The 24,117-nt window shown below is 49.0% G+C and carries 24 protein-coding genes; 6 read left to right on the top strand and 18 right to left on the bottom strand.

Features of this window, described 5'->3' with window-relative positions:
* Positions 1-176 precede the first annotated feature (176 nt).
* Positions 177-581, bottom strand: a complete 405-nt coding sequence (locus tag PT964_RS19415; RefSeq protein WP_274365010.1) for a DUF1761 domain-containing protein — start codon at positions 579-581, stop codon at positions 177-179.
* Between the two features lie 162 nt (positions 582-743).
* On the opposite strand from PT964_RS19415, the gene PT964_RS19420 reads away from it, so the two are divergent.
* Entirely contained in the window at positions 744-2,237 is a 1,494-nt protein-coding gene (locus PT964_RS19420) for a peptide MFS transporter (RefSeq protein ID WP_274365011.1), read from the top strand.
* A 90-nt stretch (positions 2,238-2,327) separates the two neighbouring features.
* On the opposite strand, the gene PT964_RS19425 is transcribed toward PT964_RS19420, so the two are convergent.
* The 5 genes from PT964_RS19425 to PT964_RS19445 form a co-directional block, all read right to left on the bottom strand.
* Positions 2,328-2,870: a DinB family protein gene (locus PT964_RS19425; RefSeq protein WP_274365012.1), complete on the bottom strand. Its 543-nt coding sequence runs from the start codon at positions 2,868-2,870 to the stop codon at positions 2,328-2,330.
* A gap of 66 nt (positions 2,871-2,936) precedes the next feature.
* Entirely contained in the window at positions 2,937-3,884 is a 948-nt protein-coding gene (locus PT964_RS19430) for a helix-turn-helix transcriptional regulator (protein ID WP_274365082.1), read from the bottom strand.
* Positions 3,885-3,967: 83 nt separating this feature from the next.
* Positions 3,968-4,324 carry a nucleotide excision repair endonuclease gene (locus PT964_RS19435; RefSeq protein ID WP_274365013.1) on the bottom strand — a complete coding sequence of 119 codons (357 nt, stop codon included), beginning with the start codon at positions 4,322-4,324 and terminating at the stop codon, positions 3,968-3,970.
* Between the two features lie 78 nt (positions 4,325-4,402).
* Complete coding sequence (locus PT964_RS19440; RefSeq protein ID WP_274365014.1) at positions 4,403-5,959, bottom strand: tetratricopeptide repeat protein; 1,557 nt, start codon at positions 5,957-5,959, stop codon at positions 4,403-4,405.
* A 113-nt stretch (positions 5,960-6,072) separates the two neighbouring features.
* Complete coding sequence (locus PT964_RS19445) at positions 6,073-6,210, bottom strand: hypothetical protein (RefSeq protein ID WP_274365015.1); 138 nt, start codon at positions 6,208-6,210, stop codon at positions 6,073-6,075.
* 167 nt (positions 6,211-6,377) lie between these two features.
* On the opposite strand from PT964_RS19445, the gene PT964_RS19450 reads away from it, so the two are divergent.
* Positions 6,378-6,977 carry a TetR/AcrR family transcriptional regulator gene (locus tag PT964_RS19450; protein ID WP_274365016.1) on the top strand — a complete coding sequence of 200 codons (600 nt, stop codon included), beginning with the start codon at positions 6,378-6,380 and terminating at the stop codon, positions 6,975-6,977.
* A 75-nt stretch (positions 6,978-7,052) separates the two neighbouring features.
* Positions 7,053-8,261, top strand: a complete 1,209-nt coding sequence (locus PT964_RS19455; protein WP_274365017.1) for an MFS transporter — start codon at positions 7,053-7,055, stop codon at positions 8,259-8,261.
* 600 nt (positions 8,262-8,861) lie between these two features.
* Here PT964_RS19455 and PT964_RS19460 read toward each other — a convergent pair.
* Positions 8,862-10,115 (bottom strand): P-loop ATPase, Sll1717 family, encoded by a 1,254-nt coding sequence (locus PT964_RS19460; RefSeq protein WP_274365018.1) that lies wholly within the window; start codon positions 10,113-10,115, stop codon positions 8,862-8,864.
* Between the two features lie 217 nt (positions 10,116-10,332).
* Here PT964_RS19460 and PT964_RS19465 point away from each other — a divergent pair, with 217 nt between their 5' ends.
* Both PT964_RS19465 and PT964_RS19470 read left to right on the top strand, forming a co-directional pair.
* Complete coding sequence (locus tag PT964_RS19465) at positions 10,333-11,349, top strand: hypothetical protein (RefSeq protein WP_274365019.1); 1,017 nt, start codon at positions 10,333-10,335, stop codon at positions 11,347-11,349.
* 26 nt (positions 11,350-11,375) lie between these two features.
* On the top strand, positions 11,376-11,534 hold the full coding sequence (locus PT964_RS19470) for a hypothetical protein (RefSeq protein ID WP_274365020.1): 159 nt from the start codon (positions 11,376-11,378) through the stop codon (positions 11,532-11,534).
* A 102-nt stretch (positions 11,535-11,636) separates the two neighbouring features.
* Here PT964_RS19470 and rlmH read toward each other — a convergent pair whose 3' ends face one another.
* From rlmH to PT964_RS19485, 3 genes are all read right to left on the bottom strand, one after another.
* On the bottom strand, positions 11,637-12,116 hold the full coding sequence (rlmH, locus tag PT964_RS19475) for a 23S rRNA (pseudouridine(1915)-N(3))-methyltransferase RlmH (protein WP_274365021.1): 480 nt from the start codon (positions 12,114-12,116) through the stop codon (positions 11,637-11,639).
* A gap of 263 nt (positions 12,117-12,379) precedes the next feature.
* Complete coding sequence (locus tag PT964_RS19480; protein WP_274365022.1) at positions 12,380-12,553, bottom strand: CxxH/CxxC protein; 174 nt, start codon at positions 12,551-12,553, stop codon at positions 12,380-12,382.
* Between the two features lie 33 nt (positions 12,554-12,586).
* Positions 12,587-13,807 (bottom strand): S1C family serine protease, encoded by a 1,221-nt coding sequence (locus PT964_RS19485; RefSeq protein WP_274365023.1) that lies wholly within the window; start codon positions 13,805-13,807, stop codon positions 12,587-12,589.
* Between the two features lie 322 nt (positions 13,808-14,129).
* On the opposite strand from PT964_RS19485, the gene PT964_RS19490 reads away from it, so the two are divergent.
* The gene (locus PT964_RS19490) at positions 14,130-14,354 is read left to right on the top strand and encodes a hypothetical protein (protein WP_274365024.1); all 225 of its coding nucleotides are present in this window, start codon (positions 14,130-14,132) and stop codon (positions 14,352-14,354) included.
* Here the strand turns inward: PT964_RS19490 and PT964_RS19495 are convergent.
* From PT964_RS19495 to PT964_RS19530, 8 genes are all read right to left on the bottom strand, one after another.
* Positions 14,351-15,214, bottom strand: a complete 864-nt coding sequence (locus PT964_RS19495) for an MBL fold metallo-hydrolase (RefSeq protein WP_274365025.1) — start codon at positions 15,212-15,214, stop codon at positions 14,351-14,353. The genes PT964_RS19490 and PT964_RS19495 overlap by 4 nt on opposite strands.
* Before the next feature lie 29 nt (positions 15,215-15,243).
* On the bottom strand, positions 15,244-16,014 hold the full coding sequence (gene yycI, locus PT964_RS19500; RefSeq protein ID WP_274365026.1) for a two-component system regulatory protein YycI: 771 nt from the start codon (positions 16,012-16,014) through the stop codon (positions 15,244-15,246).
* Positions 16,014-17,327 (bottom strand): YycH family regulatory protein, encoded by a 1,314-nt coding sequence (locus PT964_RS19505; RefSeq protein ID WP_274365027.1) that lies wholly within the window; start codon positions 17,325-17,327, stop codon positions 16,014-16,016. Before PT964_RS19505 ends, yycI begins: the two co-directional genes overlap by 1 nt.
* Positions 17,324-19,186 carry a cell wall metabolism sensor histidine kinase WalK gene (gene walK / locus PT964_RS19510; RefSeq protein ID WP_274365028.1) on the bottom strand — a complete coding sequence of 621 codons (1,863 nt, stop codon included), beginning with the start codon at positions 19,184-19,186 and terminating at the stop codon, positions 17,324-17,326. Before walK ends, PT964_RS19505 begins: the two co-directional genes overlap by 4 nt.
* A complete protein-coding gene (gene yycF / locus PT964_RS19515) occupies positions 19,186-19,920 on the bottom strand; it encodes a response regulator YycF (protein WP_274365029.1) in 735 nt (244 codons plus the stop codon). Before yycF ends, walK begins: the two co-directional genes overlap by 1 nt.
* A gap of 142 nt (positions 19,921-20,062) precedes the next feature.
* Positions 20,063-21,640: a M23 family metallopeptidase gene (locus PT964_RS19520; protein WP_274365030.1), complete on the bottom strand. Its 1,578-nt coding sequence runs from the start codon at positions 21,638-21,640 to the stop codon at positions 20,063-20,065.
* A gap of 231 nt (positions 21,641-21,871) precedes the next feature.
* Positions 21,872-22,495: a hypothetical protein gene (locus PT964_RS19525; RefSeq protein ID WP_274365031.1), complete on the bottom strand. Its 624-nt coding sequence runs from the start codon at positions 22,493-22,495 to the stop codon at positions 21,872-21,874.
* A 295-nt stretch (positions 22,496-22,790) separates the two neighbouring features.
* Complete coding sequence (locus PT964_RS19530) at positions 22,791-24,077, bottom strand: adenylosuccinate synthase (RefSeq protein WP_274365032.1); 1,287 nt, start codon at positions 24,075-24,077, stop codon at positions 22,791-22,793.
* Positions 24,078-24,117: the final 40 nt, after the last annotated feature.

Genomic DNA, 24,117 nt, shown 5'->3' on the forward strand with positions numbered 1-24,117 from the left:
TATGGAAATCCTTGTTAGTTAATTGGTCAGTCGTAGAAAAAAAAGGGCTTTTCCGGAAACACCCATAGGGTTTTCGGAAAAGCTCTGACTTCTATAACCCGATTTCCTGCAAAATGTAACGAATTCCCTCTACACCGTACCGGCGCTAGGCGAACCGCTCATGCTCGCTTTGCTTCCTACATTGCACCAATGATCAGACCTGCGAGAAGATACGAAACCAGATGATAGCCAATTGTGATGAGATAAAGACCTAAGGTCTTACTTTCAAATAAGAAGTTCATGCCTATTTTTAACGAAACGCTGATCCCGATCAACAAACCGATGACAATTCCTGAAAGAAGGCTAGGTTCTTCTATCATCGATTGCAGCAAGGCCAAAAGAAACGCTCCGCCTAATGCGGTCAGCGCCGTGAGTATATAGGTCAGCGGACTTCCACCGGACATATCCTCTTTCCTCAACCCCACTTGCTTCATCCACGCATTGCCGAACAAGACCGGCGAATACCATAAAAATCCGAGAACCATCGTTACTGCAGTTGCCGCAAGAACGGCAAAATAATTCACTTCCGCAAGATGTATCAAGGCCATTATCCCTTCTAGAAATAGTAGTTTACGTTATTTTTCCATGTAAACGCACTTTTGGCAAGTGGTTAGACTTTTCTATTTTTACAGCTCATAAAACCCACCAAAAAGGGAATTATTAACTCATTGACATAAATGTACATGACGAGCGGGGTTGTTGTAGTGTCGGATGCAAATAAACAAAAAATCAGCTCCAGTGTTCCCCAATATGGCTTTTTTGGGCACCCGAAAGGACTATTCACTCTCTTCTTTACAGAATTTTGGGAGCGATTTTCTTATTACGGCATGAGAGCCATTCTTGTTTTCTATATGTACTACGAGGTGTCAAAAGGCGGATTGGGGCTGGACAAAACCATTTCTCTTGCCATTATGTCCATCTACGGATCGCTTGTATATATGTCCGGTATTATCGGCGGCTGGCTGGCCGACAGAATATTCGGCACTTCAAAAGCCGTATTTTACGGTGGAATTTTCATTATGCTCGGCCATATTGTTCTTGCAGTGCCTGGAAGTGTCGCCTTATTCTTTGTTTCCATGGCGCTAATTGTACTGGGCACTGGCTTGTTGAAGCCCAATGTATCGAGCATTGTAGGTGAAATTTACAGTGAAAAGGATAACCGACGCGACGGCGGATTCAGCATCTTCTATATGGGGATTAACCTTGGCGGATTTCTAGCGCCATTAGTCGTCGGAACCGTTGGCTTGCAATATAATTTCCATTTGGGCTTCGGACTTGCGGCCGTCGGAATGTTTTTCGGATTAGCGGTTTTCATTCTTACCAAGAAAAAAAATCTTGGTCTGGCCGGCACCTTCGTTCCCAATCCTCTTTCACCGGCTGAGCAGGCAAAAGTATTTGCCCGAATTGGAATAGGTGTTGCTTTAGTAGGAGTCTTAATGGCAATTACGATTCCAATGGGGCTGCTAACATTCGATACCTTTATAGCCGTTGTGGGCGTTCTTGGATTTGTAATTCCAGCCCTCTATATACTTGTGATGTACCGAAGTCCTAAAACAACAGCGGTGGAACGTTCAAGACTTATCGCATATATTCCATTGTTTCTTGCCTCCGTAATGTTCTGGGCAATCCAAGAACAAGGATCGACCATCCTTGCCAATTTTGCAGATCAACGTACACAGTTAGACTTCGCGGGCATTCATATTTCTCCCGCCTGGTTTCAATCATTAAACCCATTATTCATTATCATACTTGCACCTGTATTTGCTTGGATATGGGTGAAGCTCGGGGATCGTCAGCCGTCGATCCCGGCAAAATTTGCTTTAGCTTTGTTTTTCGCCGGGATATCCTTTCTTGTCATTCTATTGCCGGCTTATTTGGGGGGAAGCAGCTCTTTGGTCAACCCATTATGGCTTGTCCTAAGCTATTTCGTTGTCGTAATTGGCGAATTGTGTTTATCTCCTGTCGGATTGTCTGCCACAACCAAATTAGCGCCTGCCGCCTTCTCCGCCCAAACGATGAGCCTATGGTTCTTATCTAGCGCAGCCGCTCAAGCCGTCAATGCGCAAATCGTTAAATTTTACTCACCGGAAACAGAAATGGTCTACTTCGGCGTCATTGGAGCGATATCACTCATCCTTGGATTCATTCTGCTTATGATTGCTCCAAAAATCCAGAATAAGATGCAGGGAATACGATGAAATACGGCTTCTACATATGACATCGAAAACGACACCTGTCCAATACCACTGCTTCCCGCTTTCCGGATTGGCAGCTCCCTGCTTCCGTTCTTACAAATGCGATTCTCTCCAAGCCTCATCCAGACGCTTCTTCTGCAGCAAATGGTGGCGATAGTGCATCTCGATCAGTTGAAACCATTCGAGCGCGTTCAATCCGCCGAATCGCGGATGTGCAACTGTATTTCGGACAAGTGCCGCCGCCACCGCCGGTTCGACCTCAGCCATCAGACGAACCGTGTGCCGCAGCCCATCCTCAAGTTGTTCCTTGCTTTCCGGTTGCGGCGGTGTGTATTGAGGGGATGGCGGAACCCGGATGCGATCCGGCGGAAAGCTTCCCGCGCTGAACAGCTCCTCACCTTGTATCGTCTTTCCCGCCGAAGCGACCTCCGGATTGCCGTCCGGCTCAAGGCATAGGGCAACGTTCCGTAAATGCATGAACTGTGCGGAACGAATGAGATGCATAAGCATTTGACCGAACGACCATTCGTCTTCCGCGGGTTTCCACAGCAACTGCTCAAGGCTGATGCCTTTCAAATCACGAATATAGTTTTCGACCGTCTCCTCGAACTTGAGAAGCGTTTCCTTCGTATTCATTGCTGAATCCAACTCCTTATACTTAAGTTGCCTCCAGCATACAACAACGCTACTGACATCAGTCTGTCAGTAGCGTTGTTGCATTTTTTCGATTTCTTCGCGCATTCTGTCCCGCAGCGATTCCGGCTCCAGTACCCGTACCGCCGCACCCCATCCGAGCGTCCATTGAAGCAGCTCCTCGATTCGTCGGACGCGGAACGTCGCCAGCCAGCCTTCCACCCCTAGCTCGAGTGACTCCATATAAAAGTTTTCCGCTTCCTGAACCCGGTCCGCGATGGCCGGGTCGACCAACATCCGGACAATCACGTTCCGATCGTCTGAAGGCCGGTGATCCTGAAGCTGAAAGCCGGGAAGGACCTCGAACGTTTCTTCCAGTATGACGAGCTCGTTCATTCGGGAAAGCCGAAAGTGTCGAATGTCGCGCCTCAGTCTGCAGAACGCAACAAGCACCCACGCTCCCTGAGAAAAAACGAGCCCATAAGGATCGGCCGTGCGTTCGCTGTGACGATTTCCGTCCGGTTCCGGCAGGTTTTTTGAATAGCGGAAACGAATCCTTCGCTTCTCCAGAATGGCTTGGCGCAGCTGCTCGAACCATCCTTTTTCCCGCCCGCGCGTTCTCGCCGCTCTATCGTTCAGCAATCGGATCGCCGACCGTACACGGGCTGTCTCCTCGCGCACGTTCTCCGGTAAAATCGCCTCAATCTTTTCCTGTGAGCTGCGTGCACTCGAGCCGTACTTAGAATCTAGTCTCAGTTCTACGAAGTCTGCCCCGATTAGCAGCGCCACTGCTTCCTCCGCCGTGAAGCTTACCGGGGGCAGGAAGTAGCCGTCCATAATGGAATACCCTACGCCCGGCGCACCCGCCACCGGCACGCCCGCCTCGCTGAGCGCTTGCATGTCACGGTAAATGGTGCGGACACTCGTTTCGAAACGGGCAGCCAAATCCTCGGCGCGCAGCACGCCTTTACGCTGCAACTCAATGACGATGCCCAGCATCCGTTCGGATTTGTTCACTGCCACCTCTTCCTTTCTCCACGTGCAATCACAGAGCCGCAGCCTGACAGCGTTGAATTCATGATCATGAACTACCAAACCAATTATTGATTCAGCAATTTATCCGGATTATATTTCGCCCCAAGCTTGTTTGCTATATAGGTTTCATAAATTTCCCGATCCACGGGGTCCTCTACGATGCACACCTCTATTTTCGTAACTTCATCCCTGTGATTCTTAATGGGCGAGACGTTATCTTCAAAATGCTTCTTGATCCGCTGCCGCAGTTTTCGAGCCTTGCCTACAAACAGCAATTCGTCCTTGCTGTTATAGAACATGAAAATGCCGCCTTTTTCCCTAGTGATCTGGTGGAAATCCGTAAAGCCGTAGATGTGGCTCAATTCGGGAGCCTTTTGCTTATAGATGATTACTTCAGGCGTTGGGATGGTAATTGTTATCAAGTTTAACCACGTCCTCTTCATGTATAGGATTACATCGTAACATAGATGATCGTCATCGTCTCTTTAAGTATACATAAATCACTGCAACTCAAAATGGCTCATCAACGCCAATGCCTCTTCATGATCAGGCTCAAGCTCCAATAATTTCCGAACATACCTCAATGCATCTTCGACTAACTCTAACTCGAAACAACAAATGGCCAGGCAATAAAAAACGGTTGATACAACCTCATCTTGCTCTTGAGCTACTGACATTTCCAAATACCATTTGGAGTGTTCGTACATACCCATCTCAAACAGTACCAATCCGGCATCAAGCGCTAAATCATAACGCTGCTCCATGACGTAATACGACGACCACATCATCTGTATGCCTCTCAAAATGTCCTGCTTTTCTTCATCGGTTGCATCCGGTAATAGATTGGAGATCTGCTTCGTGTTCTGAATGAAAAATTCTGCATCATATCCGCCCAAACGCCAAAAACTTAATATTTGCTGCAGTCCCATGCTATCTTGATTACGATCCACCCATTCCTTCAAACTAAAAAATTCGTCCGGACCAAAGCGTTCAATACATCGACGATAAGCTAATCTAATATTGGGATAATCCATTGGTTTGTCCAAATTGAGAATACAGCCGACATTTATATTTTTATAATGATGCGGGGGGAATAACGCCGCTGCTCCTCTTTGCTCATAGACATACCGAATTGCATGGTAGTTTGCCGTTAAAGAGAAACTTCCATGTAAGACCAACTCCGGCGGTTTCGCGAATTTCCAGTTATCCAGTAAGTGATCCCCTTTGTCTGCTGTTATCAATAGGAATCCCGCCTGAGATAACCGATTCAAACGCTCTAAACAACTTAATCCGGAGGCGGGAAATAAAATATGCGAGTCTTCTAGTTGTTCCTGATACATGGAAATGACATCACGGTAAGGATAGGTTTCTTGTTCGTACTCAGGCGCCCGGCGATACTCGTATTGTAAAGTTATTTGCTTTAACCATTCTGATGGTTTGAGCGAATCATTGCGTTCGGGATATTCGAAATGAACATCTGCTTCATAAATTTGCCCGTCACCAATATAAATCAATTCTTGCGGAATGCTGTCAAAAAAGTAGTTGGCAACAATAATTAACGGTTGTTCTAACTCTCCTTCACTAATCGTTGTGCCCGATACAACGAGGTTCAGTACGGTATCATGGACAGCATCAAATTGCGCAAAATCCAACAACCCCTCGGTAATATAAGATTGCAGAGCGGGATGTTTCTTCCAAGCTAATACATTGTTTATCGCGAGATCCGTCATGATGTACCGGAACGAAGGCAGCGATATCCCCGCGTAGTCTCTTAACTGGCACAACTCATGCAGCACATGGTAAGCAAGACGTCCCGCTCCTGCTCCAAGCTCCACAATGAAAACAGGATCTTCGCGATCCCCCTTATCGGCCCGGTCTTGAAGAAACTCAAAGATCATATCTGCATATGCAGTAGCGATCATCGGATTACTCGTTATAAATTGAGGAACTTGGCCGTTTCTCCACGCCCTCGTTCCTTCCTCTTCATAATATTTTCGCTGGAAATCCCAAATAGGCGCTTCACTGAAGCGGTAACGTTGTTTATTATTACTTGTCATTAAACGATCCTGCTCTCTGGATAGTACTTTTTTCGATACGCATTCCTTTTCTGTTATGAGATCTACACCATCTTTGTTTCCAAAGTACAAATCAACAATTTTTATGCCTATTTTCAGCTTGCACTAACATCTTGAAGTTCATTCCAGAACCCTTGGTTCGAAAAAGGTAATCTTTCGTTGTAAAGAATTTCATCGAGTTTCTTGAACTCCGCTCCCTTGAATTCATTTTCTGTACGTTTGTATCCTTTCATTTTACCACTCCTCGGTCTATAAGATATCGACCTTCTGCAATGGTTGATTCGGGCACAAGAAATGCTTGCGCAAGTCTGCTTTATCGAATAGAATACTGAATAAACATTCAGTATTCTATGATCGATTTTCCCTCAAATCTACCCAGCCGGAAAGTGGTGAAGCATAGTTGAATAAAAAGAAACAGCAAACCGAGCAGACGAAAAAGAAGATAGCCGACGCATCCCGAGCTTTGTTCGTGCAAAAAGGCTACAAGGCCACGTCGATTGAAGATATCGTGAAAGCAACCGGCTGCAGCGGCGGCAACATTTATTATCATTTCAAGAGCAAAGAAGGGCTTTTTTTATATTTAATTGAAGAATGGAACCGGGAATGGGAAGATACATGGCTGGCAAAGGAACCGCTCTATTCGACTACCAAAGATAAATTGTACGGCATGGCTGAGCATTTGGCTCTTGATCAATTCAATCACCCGCTAACCAAGGCCGTTGACGAGTTTTTTAATAATTCGGAGAAAGCTTCCGAGGTGGAAGAACGTATTAATGAGATGATCCAAGGTTATCTTAACTTTAACCAACAGCTGCTGCAGAAAGGGATCGACAACGGCGAGTTTGAAATCATGAATGTATCCGGACTAGCCCTGATCTTAGACAGTTTGCTGTATGGTTTAAGTCAACACTCTCGAAGAATGAAACGAGAAGAAGCGCTGGCGGCTTATAAGTTAGCTATGGATGTGTTTTTACACGGTATAGCCAATCCGGCCCACTAGCCGCTTTTTTTACGCCATTATCTAGAATGAATATTCAGTATTAGCATGTATGCTTATGATTTGGAGGAATACAGAATGGCGTTATTATTAAAAAAGCGCGGTGCCGTGCTGCTCCTAATGCTTAATCTATTTCTAGTCTTTACTGGGATCGGCCTGATCATCCCGATTTTGCCTAAATTCATGGAGGATCTGGGCATTTCGGGGAGTACTGTCGGCTTGCTGGTTGCAGCCTTTTCGTTGACTCAGCTTCTTTTTTCGCCGCTAGCCGGCCGCTTGGCTGATTCATTCGGAAGAAAACGGATCATTGTCATCGGCATGATCGTGTTTGCCTTGTCGGAAGGGCTGTTCGGGATTTCAGATGACGCGGTGCTGTTGTTTGTATCACGACTGCTCGGCGGCATAAGTGCCGCGCTCATCATGCCGGCTGTTATGGCTTACGCAGCGGACGTCACGACCAAAGAAGAACGCGCTGCCGGAATGGGCTATATTAACGCGGCCATTACAACAGGCTTTATTATCGGGCCTGGCATTGGCGGATATATCGCCGAATTCGGCATACGCGTACCCTTTTATAGCGCTGCAGTTGCGGGGATTATAGCAGCCTGCATTACTTTGTTTATCCTGCAGGAGTCACTGCCGGCAGAAGAAGTGTCATCAGAGCTGCCATCCTATGCGGAACCACGGGGCGGTCTTCTTTCACAATTGATGCACTCCTATCGCGAGCCCTACTTTTTAAGCCTGATTATCGTATTTGTCATGTCTTTCGGACTGGCTAATTTTGAAACGGTCTTTGGACTGTTCGTCGATCATAAATTCGGGTTTACTCCTAAAGATATTGCCTTTATCATTACGTTCGGCTCCATTTCCGGTGCTGTTGTCCAAGTTACAGCCTTTAGCTGGATTCTGAACCGTTTTGGCGAAAAACGCGTCATCTCGATTTGCCTTCTATTTGCCGGCGTATTTATACTTCTGACGCTGTTCGTTCACAAATACTGGCTCATTTTTGCCGTTACCTTTATTGTCTTTCTGGCAATCGATATTTTGCGTCCGGCCATCAGTACCCAAATGTCGATGCTGGCTAAGGACCAGCAAGGCTACGTTGCCGGCCTTAACTCGGCCTTTACCAGTCTCGGCAATATTGCCGGACCTGCCATAGCCGGATTTTTGTTCGATGTGGATATCAACTATCCTTACACGCTCGCATGTATTATTCTGCTCATCAGTTTCGGCTTATCACTACGAGTGGGAAAACGTAAGCTGCAGGATTCCGCTACGGCATTCTAACAATTCAAAGGTTCTGTTCTACGGATCGGGAGCTCATTGATATCATTCAAGAAAAATGGCTTCCGGTTCCCCTCACTATTGAGTCTCCCTTGAAGAATCAAGCACCAGAACTCGACTCAGTTTGGTCAACTGCTGATTACCAAGGTTAGTATCCACTACCCAATGCTTATCAACTAGGGTAACTCTCCTCACATAAATTCAGGAAAGACTAAATAAATTCGCCGTTACTTGTGAAAAGGTTTTCCGCGCTATCTGTAACGGCAAGTTTAAAGCCCCTCATAATTAATAAGAGGGGCCTTTGGCTTTAGGTTTCATCATTTTAATAAATGTGAGTCACAATTAGGGCATAGTGGGGAGGTCTCTTCTGAAAAATGCGACCTGTGCAGAAAATAGAATCTATCACAAGTTTGACACTCTACGGCCATATCTGCTTCAAGTTCCACTACAGTTCTTGATTCTAATATAACAGGAACCAGAATTGCGTCTTGAATTAAATAATAGGGGGATGGCCTCCCAGTTCTATTTGGAACTGAGCAAACTTGCTTAATTACACCTTTGTCATCCCATATTTGAATTTTTCTGCGTGCAGTGTTCGCTGATCTAGAAAAGATCACTACTTAAATAGTTCGTTGTAAAACCAACCATACTTATTCGCTTTAAATCACTAATTAGATCAATACCATAAATGGGGCGCGCGCTTTCCCGGCAAAACTTTTTTATTCCGAGATCTAAACTCGTCGAATCGATTTTACCTTCTATTCCTCTTCGTATTTGCTCATCAACAATATCTTGCAGCATTCTAATAATATTACGAGGTGAGTTATTGGAAAAAGAAATGATAGTTCTGTAGGGATCAACGATACTCTCATCAAATAAACTTTTTAAAGAACTGACTTTACCATCACTATAAGCTATAAGCCTGCGGTCAATCATGGTACATAATTCAGAATATCTCCATTCTAATCTAAAGTCTTGCACCCTATCTCGTCGGGCATCGACCTCATAGAATGGTTCTAAAGCGTCCCAGAGGAAAAACTTTATAGCTATTTCGTTAGAATTAACAAATCTTAAATCTTTTATCAAGGGACTAATTAATCTATAGGATTTCTCAGGATCATTGCCAGTTAATTCTGTCTCATCAACTTTATCAATTAATACATAAAAGGCCTTAAAAGATTTTTTGATTATTGAAACTAGGATATTAAATTGGTTCATTGGATCTTCATTTAATTTTGGCTCTTCAAACTTCCCAGGGGCTACACCACTTAAACCAAACTTCGCCTTTAGAAATACTGAAGCTAGCCCAACTAAAGGCAAGTTCTCATTCCACCACTTTTTCACTCTTGTTGGTATTGTCATTGACCTTTTAACAACATCTTTGATCGTTGGGGTATCAACTTCTCCAAGATAGTTATCTATCATTTTGGTTAAAAATTTTCTTTCATCAGAGGGAAAGAAAAAGTTGGGGTCAACATCTAACTGACTTAAATGACCAAAATATGTAATTAATGTAAGTTTATTTAGGTTTCTTAAATGATACCCTAAATCAACCTCATCTAAAGATTTAATATTGGTAGTAAAAAAATAATCGTACGTAACCACGAAAACATTTTCTGATATACCTCTATCTTCGATCATCCTACGTTGAGCAGACTTACCTCCCCCTCGTGGGGCAAGAACTACGTGCGTCTCTGGTTCTTCAGGTTTCCCCCATAAAGATTGGTAATACGGTGGATCTACGAAATAATGATCTAGTCTGCTCTCTTGGTCTGCATTTGTATATTTAAACGGATCCTCTTCAAACCCTAATGAAGTATAAAAATCTTCTTTTTTGCTGACCCCAACTCGACTCATTTAGATCCTCCATTCAGATTCAATAGTATGCTTGTATTATATAACATAAGGGGAAACTTTTGGATACTTGCCCTTATTTATAATAAGGTTCAGCAGCCTTTTGTGGTAAAGCACTTGGGAATTTTCCTACTAATAAGAATATTCCGTTTTGGCACTAAATTCCACGCAAATTTGTTATAATATTTAGATTATCATATTCATTTCTTTGAGGTGTAGGATGAATAGTTTTGTAAAATTCTTATTTATTGTTATTGCTCCAGCTCTAGCGTTAGCTGCAACATCCCATGGGTCCCTAATACTCAATAAACCTTTTATATTCGAAAATGAATTTATTAAATTGGATACAACTTGGGCTACAATAGTTCTATTACTTTATATCGCTATTTCATCTGCATTCTTTATATATTCAAGAGTAATGGAGATTTTGAATGAAAAGAAAGAACAAATTAATTCATTAATTTTGGAGAATAGTGAACATAAGAGAAACCTTCAAGATAATGCAAGCGGACTTTGGAGAGAACTTAAATACTTAAATAAGTATAAACAAAACGAAGTATTAGCAAATATAATGGAAATATTCACAAAAAACAATACATCCGTTGTTTCCGTTCAAATGTACGAATACTTTATTAATAAAAGTAACTTTTTCGGAGTAACTCAAGTTAAAATTAATCACACTATTGGGGTTGCTAAAGAAGGGCAAAATCAAAATGCAATTTTGCAGTCATATTATACTATTCCTTCTTATATTCTTAATGCTTTTTATAAGGCTAGAGCAACTGCAGAACTAGGTTATCGAAACTTAGCGAAAGCTTTACACCGATTTGCAGTAAGATATACAAGACAATTGAATTCGCGTACTGAAGAAACTTTGACAAAACAAGATGTCTTCTTACTGGCACTACTAATTCTTGCTTTAGAGAAATTAGACCTCTATGACGACCTAAGAATAACCAAACACGATGATACCCTTCATAAACTTCAAAAAAACGGCATACTAAGGGGGATCATTGATAATGGAGAATATTATACTTTTACTTATAAATCACCTGGAAATATGAATAATGAAAAAGTAACGAGGACATACTTAACAAAAAAAATAACCATTAACGGATTGCAATGCATTTTTGTAATCACAGCAGATATTCAAGACCAACAAATTAATTTACATCAATTAGGCAATCAGTTTACAGAGCTTTTGGTTGCCAGTGACTTAAAAGTTGAATATAATTAAGTAAAGTGAAACGGGAGATGGCATTAATGAGTTTAAAATTAACCGATCAACAAAAAGCAATTATAAAAAAAGATCTCATTAACGCTGGTGCAATTCAAAGGGAAAGACCTCTTACACCCCGTGACTCTTATTATTCAAAAAGCATTGGCAAAACAAATACCACCCCAGCTAAGGTTAGAATATAGGTGTTATGATAGCGAGAGACGAGACGGCACTTTACAGGCCGTCTCGTATTTATTTTAGTAAGGAATTCTTCTCTACACTTACTTCAACCCTCCGCTTTACCACTATTTGTGGTACGGTTCCCCCCGGTTGATCCGGAACGAGCGGTACACCTGCTCCAGCAGCAGAAGGCGCATGATCTGGTGCGGGTACGTCATCGCGCCGAAGGAGAGGCGCTGGTCCGCGCGGGCGAGCACCGCGTCCGCAAGCCCGAGGGAGCCGCCGATGACGAAGGCGACGGAGCTCCGACCGTAGGTGGCCAGACGGTCGAGCTCACCCGCAAGCTGCTCGGACGACCAGCGCGCGCCGTCGATGGCGAGGGCTATCACATAGGCGTCAGGCTTCAGCGCCGCCATGATCCGCTCGCCCTCGCGGGCTTTCACCTGCGTTTCCTCCGCAGGGCTTAAATTTTCAGGCGCCTTCTCGTCCGCCACCTCAACGATCTGCACCTTCGCGTAAGCGCTCAGCCGCTTCAAATATTCGTCGATCCCCTGCGTAAGATACTTCTCTTTCAGCTTGCCTACGGTAACCACCTGTATATGCACGACGCATCGCAACTCCTTCACATCATCCAAAAATAAATTAGCACCACTGCGAGTGCTTATTTGCCTCAAAACAAGCCCCTGCCGAAAAATAGCATCACTACAGAGCGCTATTTGCCGAAAATGCCGGTTCATACCGCCACTTCCGTCGACTTAGCAACTTGTAGTGATGCTATTTTACCACGACAGCCCGAAAAAGGCCGAATAAGCACTCATAGTGATGCTAACACTCTAACTCCGTAATCCCCGCGCCGGCGATATAACCGCTAAACGACCAAAAACCGCGCCTTCCGCCCGCACTCCGGCTCCGTGCAAAGCGCCGGCGGCTCCCACGCGGCGAACGAAGCCTCGTTCAAATCCACCACGTCGGGCGCATCCTCATGTTCGTCAATAAATCGATCAATCGCAATTTCCAGATGCTCTTCACATACGCAATACATCAGTCGAATACATTCTCCTTATCCAATAAAACATTACGGATCCGGGTTTTCGGTCAGCTGTACGTCAACGTCGTACTTTTTGCCGTCCCGGTAGTAGTCTACTTTGACATTATCGCCGATCTTCTTGCGGTCATACAAAAATTTACGAAGATCCAGCGTGCTCCCGATCGGCTTGTCATCCAAGGAAACTATGACATCATTCGTCGTCAGCCCGGCATCCTTCGCAGGACCGTATGCCTCGAGCACAATAATGCCGTCCTCCACTTCGTCCGGAAGCTTCAGCATATTCCCGTCTTCGCCGTCGCCTCTATACAATTCCAAATCCACCGTGGCAACGCCCATATACGGGCGACGAACCTTGCCGTACTGCTCCAGCTCTTCGATTATGGAGACCACAAGGTTGCTCGGAATCGCGAAACCAAGCCCCTCCACTCCGGGCTGGGCCACCTTCATCGTATTAACGCCGATGACCTTCCCGTCCATTCCCACCAAGGCGCCGCCGCTGTTGCCGTGGTTGATGGCGGCGTCCGTCTGGAGCAGCTCCATCTCCCAGTCGATATTTCCGTCCATCGCGAGCGAGATCGGAATAATCCGATTGAGCGACGAAATCATTCCACCCGTGAACGTCGGCGAATAGCCGAGTCCGAACGGATGGCCGATCGCGATAACCGATTCCCCTTCGCGCAGCTTCGACGAATCGCCGAATTCCGCGACGCTGGGAAGCTTACGCCCGTCAACCTCAAGCACCGCCAAATCCGTCAGCACGTCGCTGCCGATCAGCTTCGCATCCATACGCTGGCCGTCGGATAATACGACTTCTATAGAAGAGGCATCTTCGATGACGTGGTGGTTGGTGACAATTTTTCCGCGCTTGCCGTCGATTTCATACACGATGCCGGATCCGAGCGAAACCTCGGGAGCCGTTCCCTCTTCGCCTTCGTGAGAACTGATGACGCTGACGATCGCCGGCTTCAGCTCTTCAACGATGTGCACAACCCGGTCCGGCTGGCTGGCGACATCCTCATATGCTACATCAGGCGAGCGTTCATCCGTCCGGACGCCGCCTCCCGCTCCCCCGAACAGCCAAGGGGACAATATCAGAAAAATAGCAAGCGCTCCGCCGGCCGCCGATGCCGCTGCAATTCCGGTATAACGCCCCGGGCGGCGCCAAGTCGGCCAATTGGAAGAAGAGAGTTTTCTCTTGCTCCTGCGGGACAGCTTGGGAGAGTAAAAATCATCGTCGAACAAACCCATGTGGCCGTACACTCCTCCCCATACGGGCAAAAAGGCAACCAGCTTTACCGCTCTTACCGAACGGCGCCCGTTTGCTGACCCCTGTTCTTCATGATACCCAAAAAACGCAACATTCACCAAGGATAAATGGTTTGCCGTCCTTTCCGAACGGTGTCCGTTTACCGAAGACGACTTCAGGGGGGATATATCTGTAGGATATACTCGCTGAATCGTAAAAAATGAGGAATGTTTTTCGTCCTATCTACCTACAATAGTAACATACCGCGTCTAGTAAAAAATAATAGAATTTATGACCATTTGAAACCAAAGGGAGAAGTGACTTATGAAGCGGACTATGAACGCCTGGGATCAAGTAAATCTGGTGGCGCAGCTCGCCGATTTGAAGGATTCTCAATACACGAACACGCTGGCGTTAAGCGCATTGATTGAAATCCTGATTGAAAAAGGAGTCCTCTCCCCCGAAGACTTCCACCACCGAACCGCGCAGCTCGAGAAAGAGGATTTACAGACCGCCCTCCGGCGCCGTTCGGACATTACCGCCCATTAAGCGGTAGCTTCGTCTTCCCTTGCGGCGGCGGCTTCGCTTTCGGCGCTCCCCAATCCTCCAACATCGATGCGATCCCATTCCGTCGCCCGATCCCAGTATGTATCCATCAACCGGACGGGACGCTCCGGCGTGCTTAATCCGGACTCTGCCAATATATTATTCACAGTCAGCTTGGCTAAATCCATCTGATTATGGTCTCGGCTCAAATGGGCTAAATAAACCCGCTTCGTTCGAGGAGAAAGCAGCTCGCACAGCGCTTCCCCGGCCGCATCGTTGGACAAGTGCCCGAGGTCGCCGAGAATGCGCCTCTTGATGTTCCAAGGGTATTTCCCGACACGCAGCATCTGGATATCGTGGTTCGATTCAAGAACCAGAACATCGGAATCCCGAATTTTCTCCTTCACGACCGGGCTCATGTACCCAAGATCGGTCGCGACGCTGAGCTTGAAGCCCTCGGCATGAAAGTTGTATGCCACCGGTTCGGCCGCATCATGCGAAATCGGGAACGACTCCACCCGCAAATCGCCGATCATAATTTCATCGCCTGTTTTAAAGATCATGCGCTGTTCCATCGCCACATCGCCGCAAAGCCGGTCCAGCTCGTTCCACGTCTTCGCGTTCGCGTATACAGGAAGCGCGTATTTGCGCGCCAATGCGCCGATTCCTTTAATATGATCGGAATGCTCGTGCGTAACGAACATACAGCTCAGCTGATCTCCGCTGACACCCTTCTCCGCGAGCAGCTGCTCGATTCGCTTCATGCTCAGGCCCGCATCAAGCAGTATTTTGCGGTCTCCGTATTCGACCAGCGTTGCATTGCCGGTCGATCCGCTGGAAAGCACCGTAAATCGAATTCCCATAAACTTCGTTCTCCCTTGCTCATCTCTTATCATTTGCTCTCTGCGTCTCTTCCGGCCATGGAAGGCCCTTCAACCGCGCCGTTAATCGCGTGCACATAGTACAGCTCTCCGCTCCCCAGCGCGACGCGCCAATAGGGCGCAAGCACCTGCGTCTCCGATTCGAAGATCGGACCGTGGTAGCCGAGCTGAATATCCGTTATGACGGAGCCTTGAGGCAAATAGTTTTCTGCGAGGCTTCCTAGAACCGTATATGCCGATAGGATTTCCTCTCCCTTGCCGCTCGTATCCGCATCGGGGCTCGGCGTCTGAACCTCCGCCTGCAGCATGCGGTAGGCATCGACGGAGCCGCCGACCGCAAACAGCTCTACTCTCACTTCAAACATCGGCATGCCGTTATACATTTGATTCATAATGTAAACCGCCCGGTCGCCGTTGGCGGCATAAGGATCATGCTCGTACATGCGGATGGACGGCATTTCGCCAACCAGCAATCCTCTGATGTCGGCCGCGCTCGAGAGCAAATTCTCGTCGAACGGAGACTTTAACCGTTTCTTCTCGAAGGATGGAATGCCGCCGATCAGCTTCACGGTAATTTCCTTCAGTCTCGGCATCGTGTCCGGAACCGCGGCGTTCACTTCGATCCGCTTGGCCGCAAGCAGCCGGTTCGCCTCTTCCCTGCGCAAGCCGGCCTCCGAGTATGCATCCAGTCCGATCTTGCCGGACCAGAGCTGGAAACCGAGCAGCATATTCAGCAAGAGAAACGATATGATCAACACTGTTTTGGCTCGGCTCCAGTCCATTACATCGCTCCTCCCGGCAGCGCCTCAACGGTCCCGTCGGAAAGCAGCACCGCCCAGACCGGCTTCAAGATCGCTTTTTCATATTCCTCATCCAGCACTAACCGGTACGCCGGAATCAACTGCTTCACGGAAGCAAACTTGCTGTAGCCCTGCAAAGCTTTCACCAGCGATTCGCCGCCACGAAGCTGCACCAGCTCTCTATTCTCGCTCGTCTCTTCGAGCTGAATCATCGATCGCTCATAGGCCGTAACGACGCCGTTCTGCAGCGTCAGCCGAATCGTGCCGTAGGGCAGCTGCTCACCCGGCGATACAATCGGGAACGACCCCGGGTAGTTGCCGATATATTGACGGAACACCACCGTCTGCTCCTGACTGACGCCCGACTCCTGCTGAATCGAGCTCAGCAAATAGCTCCCGTTCCAGCCTCCGTGCCGGTTGATGAATTGAACGGCCGACAACGAGGTGCCCAGCTCATCATACGTTCCCTCGACCGGAGCGGCCGGATCGGAGTAGCTCAGCCAATGCTGGTCGTTCGACAGCTGGAGTCCTCTTTTGCCGTCGGTGTAAATCTCGGAACCGTTCCGCTCCCGAAGAAATCTCGTAGTAGCCGGATCCGGAAACAAGCTTCGCTGGAGCTGCTCTGCCGTGAACGAGGTGTAGTGCATCTCATACTGAATCATTTGGAGCGGCTCCATAGGCAGATAGTGGCTTCCGCCGATAAGCTGGTACTTGCCGCGCGCCTTGCCGAAGCCTACAAACCGCTCTACGTCCTTGACGGTCAGGTCTGCCTTCGTCGCTTCATACACCGTGCGGTTGCCGCTTCCGATGAAAAACACCCGCACCTCTTCCCGATCCGCTCTCGTAAATATCCAGATTCGCTCAATCGGCTTCGAATCCTCCAAGCCGTCGCCCTTCAGGTGCATGAATTGCTCCAGCAAGGAAAGCGGCATATCCGACGGAAACCGGATTTCAAGACCGAGCGTATTTCTCGGGCTTTGCTCCGCAAGCTCCGGAATCGCTCCCACCTCTCGAATACCGTCGAAGGCGCGCTGCTTCACCACATCCAATATCATGCGGTAGAAGGTCATATTCGGGTAAAGCACCGTATGCTGATCCTCGCCAAAATGAAGCACGATATCCGAAGGAAACAGCAGCTGCGACAGCTCTGCTTGCGTCCCCTGCAATTTGGACTCCACATAATCGTTCGGGATAATCGCATCGAATTTGGGCGAGCTGTACGCGAGAAGGTAGCTTTGCACGAGGCTGGCCGCAACGAGAACGGTCAAGATGACCGTCTTTACATTCTCATTCATCTCGCGTCACGCTCCTCTTCCCATACAGGCAGCGTAAAGTAAACGGTCGTTCCGGCGCCTGCCTCGGATTCGATTCGTATGGTGCCGCCGTGCGCCTTTACTATTTCCAGGGCAATAGACAAGCCTAACCCCGTACCCCCCATATTTCTGGAGCGTGCTTTATCTACGCGATAAAACCGTTCGAATATTCTATCCAAATCCTTCTTCGGAATACCGATGCCGTTATCCTTCACGGACACCTCGACCCACTCGGGCGCCTTATGCTCCGCATTCCTCAACGGTCTGGCGGACAGCGTAATCGTCCCCCCGTCTTGATTGTATTTCACCGCATTGGAAACAAGATTGTCCAGCACTTGGTCGATCGCATCCGGATCCGCATACACAAGCGGCACTTCGCCGTCCGTCTCCGCCTCGATCCGCATGCCCCGCTGCTCCGCTTGAACTGCAAACCGGTCGGTGACATCGTCCAGCATCATAACGATATCCGTATGGTCGCGCATGAGCGCGTTTTGGCGGGAATCGAACCGGGACAGATGCAGCAAGTCGCTGACGAGGCGAATCATACGCTCCGTCTCGTTGCGCGTTACGCCGACAAAACGGCGGGCCAACGAAGGATCCTCCAATGCGCCTTCATCCAGCGCCTCAAGGTAGCTCTTGATCGTCGTCAGCGGCGTCCGAAGCTCGTGCGATACGTTCGCCACGAACTCTTTACGGGACGCCTCCAGCTTCTCCTGTTCCGTAACGTCGTGCAGCAACAGCACCGAACCGGTCACGCCTTTATCGCGGCGGTGAATCGGAGAGAACGTAACCCTCACCGTTAACGGATCGCTCGTTATTCCCTCGCCTAAACTGATGAGCAGCGTTCCGCCTTCCTTTTGCCATAACGAGTTGTCCACTCGCGTACGGCCCAGGCCCAGCAGCATAAAGACGTCTTTCCCCTCCGCCGCATCATCGTCATCCAAATGCAGCATTTGCCTGGCGCGGCGGTTCATGACGATCGTCTGGCCCCGCTCGTCCGTCGCAATGACGCCGTCACTCATGTTAGAGAGGATGGACGCAAGCTTGTCCTTCTCTTCCTCAATGGAAGAGAGCGCCTCTTTCAGCCGGTCCGTCATATCGTTAAACGCATTGCCCAGCTGTCCTATCTCATCGCCCGTTAAAACCGCAACCTTTTGATTAAAATTGCCTTTCGCCATCGCTGCAGCTTTCCGGGTTATATCCTTAATCGGCGCAGTAATCATATTCGATAAAATGATGCCCAGCAAAGCGGTCAACGCAAGCGCGATCGCCGTGCCCGAGAACAATATTTGTTTGATCCGGTTGGTCGTGTCGAACAAGCCTTCCATGGAGGCGACCACATACACAGCCCCGATCACCTTGCCGTGATTGCGCACGGGCATAGCGAGACTATGCTTCCGTTTGCCGTCGGCGTCGATAATCGTCCGCTCGTTACCCCGGATGCCTTGAAGCGCCCTCGTCACTTCCGTCTGGACGTTCTTTTGTCCGACAATCCCCTGCTGCTGGTGCATCGAAGCGCTGACGATGATCCCGTTCGCGTCGATCACTTGAATTTCCCGGTCGTTAGGCGCGAAATTCCGGATAAACTCGTCGAGATCCTCGTACGATTTGCCCGTCTCTTCTCTTGCCCCGGACATATTGGCGGCGTTCAAATAATCCACGACGTATTCCGCGAGGAAATACGCCTCGTTGTTCAGCGATTCCTTAAAATTGCCGAAGAAGGAGGTTTCCATCGTACGGATAAAATAAACCCCGATCAGCTGCATGGCGATCAGAATAAGCAGAACGTAGATGATGATGATGCGGTTTTGGATCGTCTGCAGCCTGCGCATGCCCTTCATTACAGCGACAGGCCTCCCAGCTTCGGACTTCGCATCATATATCCGAGTCCCCGCCGTGTCAAAATGTACTCCGGCTTGCTCGGGTCGTCTTCGATTTTCTCCCGCAAGCGGCGCACCGTAACGTCCACCGTCCGCACGTCGCCGAAATATTCGAAGCCCCAGACAGCCTGGAGCAAATGCTCGCGCGTCATCACCTTGCCGCTGTTTTTCGCCAGATAATGAATCAACTCGAATTCCCGGTGGGTGAGATCGATGGCCACTCCATCTTTATAGAGCACATACATGTCGCTGTCGATGACCAAGTTAAACAGCTTCAACGTATTGTTGCCGGACGCTTCCGCGCTTTCCGCCGCCGCCGCCCCTTTCCACTTCGACTGCCGCCGCAGATGGGCTTTCACTCGTGCCAGCAGCTCGCGGTTGGAGAACGGCTTCGTCACATAATCGTCCGCGCCGAGCTCCAGACCCAGCACCTTGTCGAGCTCCGTATCCTTGGCGGTGAGCATGATGATCGGGGTGTTCAGCTTCGCCCGCACCTCGCGGCATACATCCATGCCGTCCTTGATGGGAAGCATCAAGTCAAGCAATATTAGGTCCGGCTGCTCCTCGAACGCAAGCTCCACCGCCTGCTGTCCGTCGAACGCACAGACGACTTCGTACCCTTCCTTCTCCAAGTTAAATTTCAAAATGTCGGCAATCGGCTTCTCATCGTCGACCACTAAAATTTTCCCTTGCATCCCCGTCCACCACCTTTGCCTCTATCTTACCATATGACAAGGATAAACGGCATTGCTGTCCTTTGTGACGGAAACCGTTCCGAGCCGTCAAAAAAAGAGGCATAGACAAACCGTACCTGTTTGTCTTGCCCCTTTTTGCCGATTAGGATAAATATTTTAACGGATTTCGAGTATTGCCGTCCACAATGACCTCGAAATGAAGATGAACGCCTGTCGAGCGGCCCGTGCTTCCCATAACGCCGATTTTGTCGCCTTTTTCTACCGTTTGGCCCTTCTTCACCGAAATTTTGCTTAGGTGACCATACCGGGTCTTATATCCGTTCTGATGATCGATAATAATGCAATTTCCATATGCGCCGTCTTTACCCGCAAAGACGACTTTCCCGTTATCCGCGGCCATGATCGTTTTGTTGCTGGAGGTAATGTCGATTCCCTCATGTTGCCGGCCCCACCGCTTGCCGAAGCCGCTGGAGAGCTTTGCGGAGACAACCGGCCAAATAAACCGTCCGGTTCCTTCGCCGAGCACCACCTTTGTGCCTCTCTTGACGATGGCCGGTACCGGTTCTTCAATGACCTGCTCGCCGGCGATATCTTCGTCCATGAGCAAGCCGTTGATCTTAGTAAGCTTATACGTTACCTTCTTCTTGCCGTCGACCCCCTTGCGGAGCGTCTTCGACTGGCCCTTGCGCATCGTCTTGTCTTCTTCATATATCGTATCGTGCTGAATCGCGATCGTCTCGCTCAGCAGTTCAACCGTCTCGATCGTAACCGCCGGCTGCGGCATCGTCAGATCAAGGACGTCGCCGACCCGAATGAAATCACGTTCGATCAAATCTTTCTTATCCTGATTATTGGAATATATAAGTTCCATCGGAATGTCGAGCTTCTCGGCGATTCCTGAAATCGTATCGCCCTCTTGAACGACGTATTTGGTCGGCTTGATGTCGCCGTTCAGAAGAAACTTCAGCACTTCTTCCTCGTCCATGACATCGTTCGGTTCGATTTCGCGCTGGGCCAGCTCAATCGGCTCTATGATTCTAACGGACTCCACCTTCGTCTCGCTTCGGCCGATTAAATCGATGTCGCGCAGTGTGCCTGCGTCCGCCTCGGCCGCAAGTACGCCGACAGCTCCCGACGCTTGCGGCTTTGTGAAGCTGTCCTTAATCTTATCCAATATGCGATTGGCGGTTTCCTGGTCCTTCACGACCGCAACCGTCTTGCCGGCGACCTTCAGCTCGACGCCGACCGCTTTCGCTTCCAGCGCTGCCGCAAGGCTGGCGGACGTCTCGCTGTCCTCGCCTTCGCCCATAAACAGGAGTTCCTTCTCAATTCTCAAGCCGTCACGCTCGATTTCCCAAACAACTTCCGGATTTTCCTCCGAAACCTGTTTCAGTTTATCGGCAATGACCTGCTCTACAACAGATGGACTGCTAACCTCGCCAAGCAATTCGTCGCCCATGTAAACTTCGTATATTTCATTCATATTGGCTTGCACATACTGATTACCTGCATAAGTGATGCCCGCTATTAGTGCGATTACGCCGACGCTTCCGGCGATATGGATTTTGTATGTACAAAACCATTGCTTCGAATCTCGCATGCCGTCTTTGGCCCGCAGCTTCAGCTTCGTGTAAAGGCCTTTCGACTTCAAGTTCAGCATCGCATCCTTGAGCTTCTCGGAAGCCCGATTTCGCGGTACATTGTTCCTGAACTTCGCCATGCTCGCCTCCTCCACGCTTGTTAGCGAAACAAGTTTTCATGATTTTGCATAAAAGCTTTGAAAATCGGTGAAAATAATCGGTTTTTCTCCAATTTGCTTTTACTTTACCATGTTTACCTCCTCGGGGCAACATTGGCGTGCGAATTATGTAGATTTTGGGAGATAATGTGCTCTTTCTCACAGCAAAAACCGGGTTCCTAGCGGAAACCCGGTAAATTTGATCACTATAGGTCAATATTTTGCCAATATGGCGATCAGCCGTTCATACTCGCTCTGTTCGAGGTAATCCTGCAAAATATCCGACGCTTCCTGCATTTCCTCCGCCGTAATGCCGCCTTCAAGCAGCTTCGATATGTTTTGTATTTCTTCCGGCGGGAGCTTCTCCATCAGCAGCTTGAAAATCTCCATCCGGTCCTCGGACGAAATGCTGTCCTTTTTGGCCTCTAGGTCATCTGTGGAAAGGTACATATCGTTGCCGCTTCCCGATCCGATGGAGCCCATGACGGGCAGCGCATTGTCCGGAGCGGATTCCGAAGCGGGCGTATCGGACGAATCTTGAGTGTCGTACGGATTTCTGTCCGTTCCCGGCTGTTCTGTCTCCGTGCTTGCGGACGATTGGGCTTTTTCGGGTGTTGACGCGTTTCCGCCGTTGTCAGCCGCCGAACCGGTACCTGATCCGGCAAGGAAGGCGATCAGATCGGTTAAAGCAATCGGATTTGCTGCCTGCTGGCCTTGAAACGGCTTCAGCAGCTGCTGCACATATATGTTCACCATCGACCATGTCACAATGACCGATACTCCCGTTATAATTGCGGTTGATATTGCCGTCTTTACCAGCCAGCCTATCCATTTCATTAGTGAATCCCCCGTTCCGCTGAAGATGTATTCACCAGTATTGACCGAACGTGTGGGCGCCAAACTGCGTTGGAGGAAATAAGTGAGCGTACTTTGTCCCGTTCTTAGGCAGTTCCGAAGTGTGGCGGTGGAACAAACGGATTTTTGTTACGCTACAGCTCGCCGCTCCCTTCTCTCGCTGCCTCCTACGGAACTTTCTTCCGCTGCAGCACAACATACCGCTTCTCCCCTCACCAGCACGAAAAAAGCCCCTGTCTGTGTGAAAAACACACAGCCAGGGGCTTCCACTATTTCTTTACGCGTACACCGGACGCACCAGATTCGTCTGCTCGCGGTTGCGGCCGACGGAGAAGATCGAGATCGGAATGCCGGTCAGCTGCGACACTCGTTCCACATAATGGCGCGTCGTCTCCGGCAAATCCTCCAGCGAGCGAGCACCCGTGATATCCTCGCTCCAGCCCGGAAGCTCCTCGTACACCGCTTCGCATTCCGCCAGCATCCGCAAATTCGAAGGGTAATAGTCGATCACTTCGCCTTTATACCGATACGCCGTGCAAATTTTAACGGTTTCCAAGCCGCTCAATACGTCAAGCGAGTTCAACGACAACCCGGTAATCCCGCTTACCCGGCGCGCATGACGCACGACGACGCTGTCGAACCAGCCGACGCGGCGAGGGCGTCCGGTAACCGTACCGTACTCATGGCCGCGCTCGCGAATCGTATCGCCGATTTCGTCGTGCAGCTCCGTCGGGAACGGACCGTCCCCTACACGGGTCGTATACGCCTTCGCCACGCCGATTACTTGGTGAATCTTCGTAGGCCCGACGCCGGATCCGATGCAGACGCCGCCCGCCGAAGGATTCGACGACGTTACGAACGGGTAAGTGCCGTGGTCGATGTCGAGCATGACGCCTTGCGCGCCTTCGAACAGCACCCGGCGGCCCTCGTCGATCACATCGTTCAGGACGATCGAAGTGTCCGTAACGTACGGACGAAGGAAATCCGCATAGCCGAGATACTCCTTCAAAATTTCTTCCACATCAAGCGCAGGCGCGCCGTACACTTGCGCCAGCAGCTTGTTCTTGTCTTCCATAATGCGGCGCAGCTTCCGCTCAAACTCTTCCGCATCCATCAAATCGCCGATGCGGATGCCGTTGCGGGCCGCTTTGTCCATATAAGCCGGACCGATGCCCTTGCGGGTCGTGCCGATTTTATCCGCGCCCTTGCGGTCCTCATCCAGTCCGTCGAGCACAAGATGATACGGCATGATAAGATGCGCGCGGTCGCTGATTTTCAGATTGACGGTGGAAAAACCGTTCTCATGGATATAATTGATCTCTTCAATCAAAGCTTTCGGATTGATGACCATTCCGTTGCCGATGACACAGCGCTTCTCTTTATAAAAGATGCCGGATGGAATCATTGTCAGCTTGTATTTCTTATTATCGATCATAATCGTATGACCGGCGTTATTGCCGCCTTGATAACGGGCAATAACCTCTGCCGATTCGGCAAGAAAATCCGTGATTTTCCCTTTGCCCTCGTCTCCCCATTGCGTACCTACCACAACGACTGTCGACATGAGCGTTCCCCCTTCGGGTTCATTATTGTAAAGCATTAAC

Origin of the sequence: Paenibacillus thermotolerans, from assembly GCF_028745515.1 — a bacterium.
Classification (GTDB): domain Bacteria; phylum Bacillota; class Bacilli; order Paenibacillales; family YIM-B00363; genus Paenibacillus_AE; species Paenibacillus_AE thermotolerans.

Bases quoted from the DNA above. Each gene is read 5' to 3' on its own strand.
- PT964_RS19425 (WP_274365012.1), bottom strand. From the start codon at position 2,870: ATGAATACGAAGGAAACGCTTCTCAAGTTCGAGGAGACGGTCGAAAAC.
- PT964_RS19440 (WP_274365014.1), bottom strand. From the start codon at position 5,959: ATGACAAGTAATAATAAACAACGTTACCGCTTCAGTGAAGCGCCTATT.
- PT964_RS19445 (WP_274365015.1), bottom strand. From the start codon at position 6,210: ATGAAAGGATACAAACGTACAGAAAATGAATTCAAGGGAGCGGAGTTC.
- PT964_RS19455 (WP_274365017.1), top strand. From the start codon at position 7,053: ATGGCGTTATTATTAAAAAAGCGCGGTGCCGTGCTGCTCCTAATGCTT.
- PT964_RS19460 (WP_274365018.1), bottom strand. From the start codon at position 10,115: ATGAGTCGAGTTGGGGTCAGCAAAAAAGAAGATTTTTATACTTCATTA.
- PT964_RS19465 (WP_274365019.1), top strand. From the start codon at position 10,333: ATGAATAGTTTTGTAAAATTCTTATTTATTGTTATTGCTCCAGCTCTA.
- PT964_RS19470 (WP_274365020.1), top strand. From the start codon at position 11,376: ATGAGTTTAAAATTAACCGATCAACAAAAAGCAATTATAAAAAAAGAT.
- PT964_RS19480 (WP_274365022.1), bottom strand. From the start codon at position 12,553: ATGTATTGCGTATGTGAAGAGCATCTGGAAATTGCGATTGATCGATTT.
- PT964_RS19485 (WP_274365023.1), bottom strand. From the start codon at position 13,807: ATGGGTTTGTTCGACGATGATTTTTACTCTCCCAAGCTGTCCCGCAGG.
- PT964_RS19490 (WP_274365024.1), top strand. From the start codon at position 14,130: ATGAAGCGGACTATGAACGCCTGGGATCAAGTAAATCTGGTGGCGCAG.
- PT964_RS19495 (WP_274365025.1), bottom strand. From the start codon at position 15,214: ATGGGAATTCGATTTACGGTGCTTTCCAGCGGATCGACCGGCAATGCA.
- yycI (WP_274365026.1), bottom strand. From the start codon at position 16,014: ATGGACTGGAGCCGAGCCAAAACAGTGTTGATCATATCGTTTCTCTTG.
- PT964_RS19505 (WP_274365027.1), bottom strand. From the start codon at position 17,327: ATGAATGAGAATGTAAAGACGGTCATCTTGACCGTTCTCGTTGCGGCC.
- walK (WP_274365028.1), bottom strand. From the start codon at position 19,186: ATGAAGGGCATGCGCAGGCTGCAGACGATCCAAAACCGCATCATCATC.
- yycF (WP_274365029.1), bottom strand. From the start codon at position 19,920: ATGCAAGGGAAAATTTTAGTGGTCGACGATGAGAAGCCGATTGCCGAC.
- PT964_RS19520 (WP_274365030.1), bottom strand. From the start codon at position 21,640: ATGGCGAAGTTCAGGAACAATGTACCGCGAAATCGGGCTTCCGAGAAG.
- PT964_RS19525 (WP_274365031.1), bottom strand. From the start codon at position 22,495: ATGAAATGGATAGGCTGGCTGGTAAAGACGGCAATATCAACCGCAATT.
- PT964_RS19530 (WP_274365032.1), bottom strand. From the start codon at position 24,077: ATGTCGACAGTCGTTGTGGTAGGTACGCAATGGGGAGACGAGGGCAAA.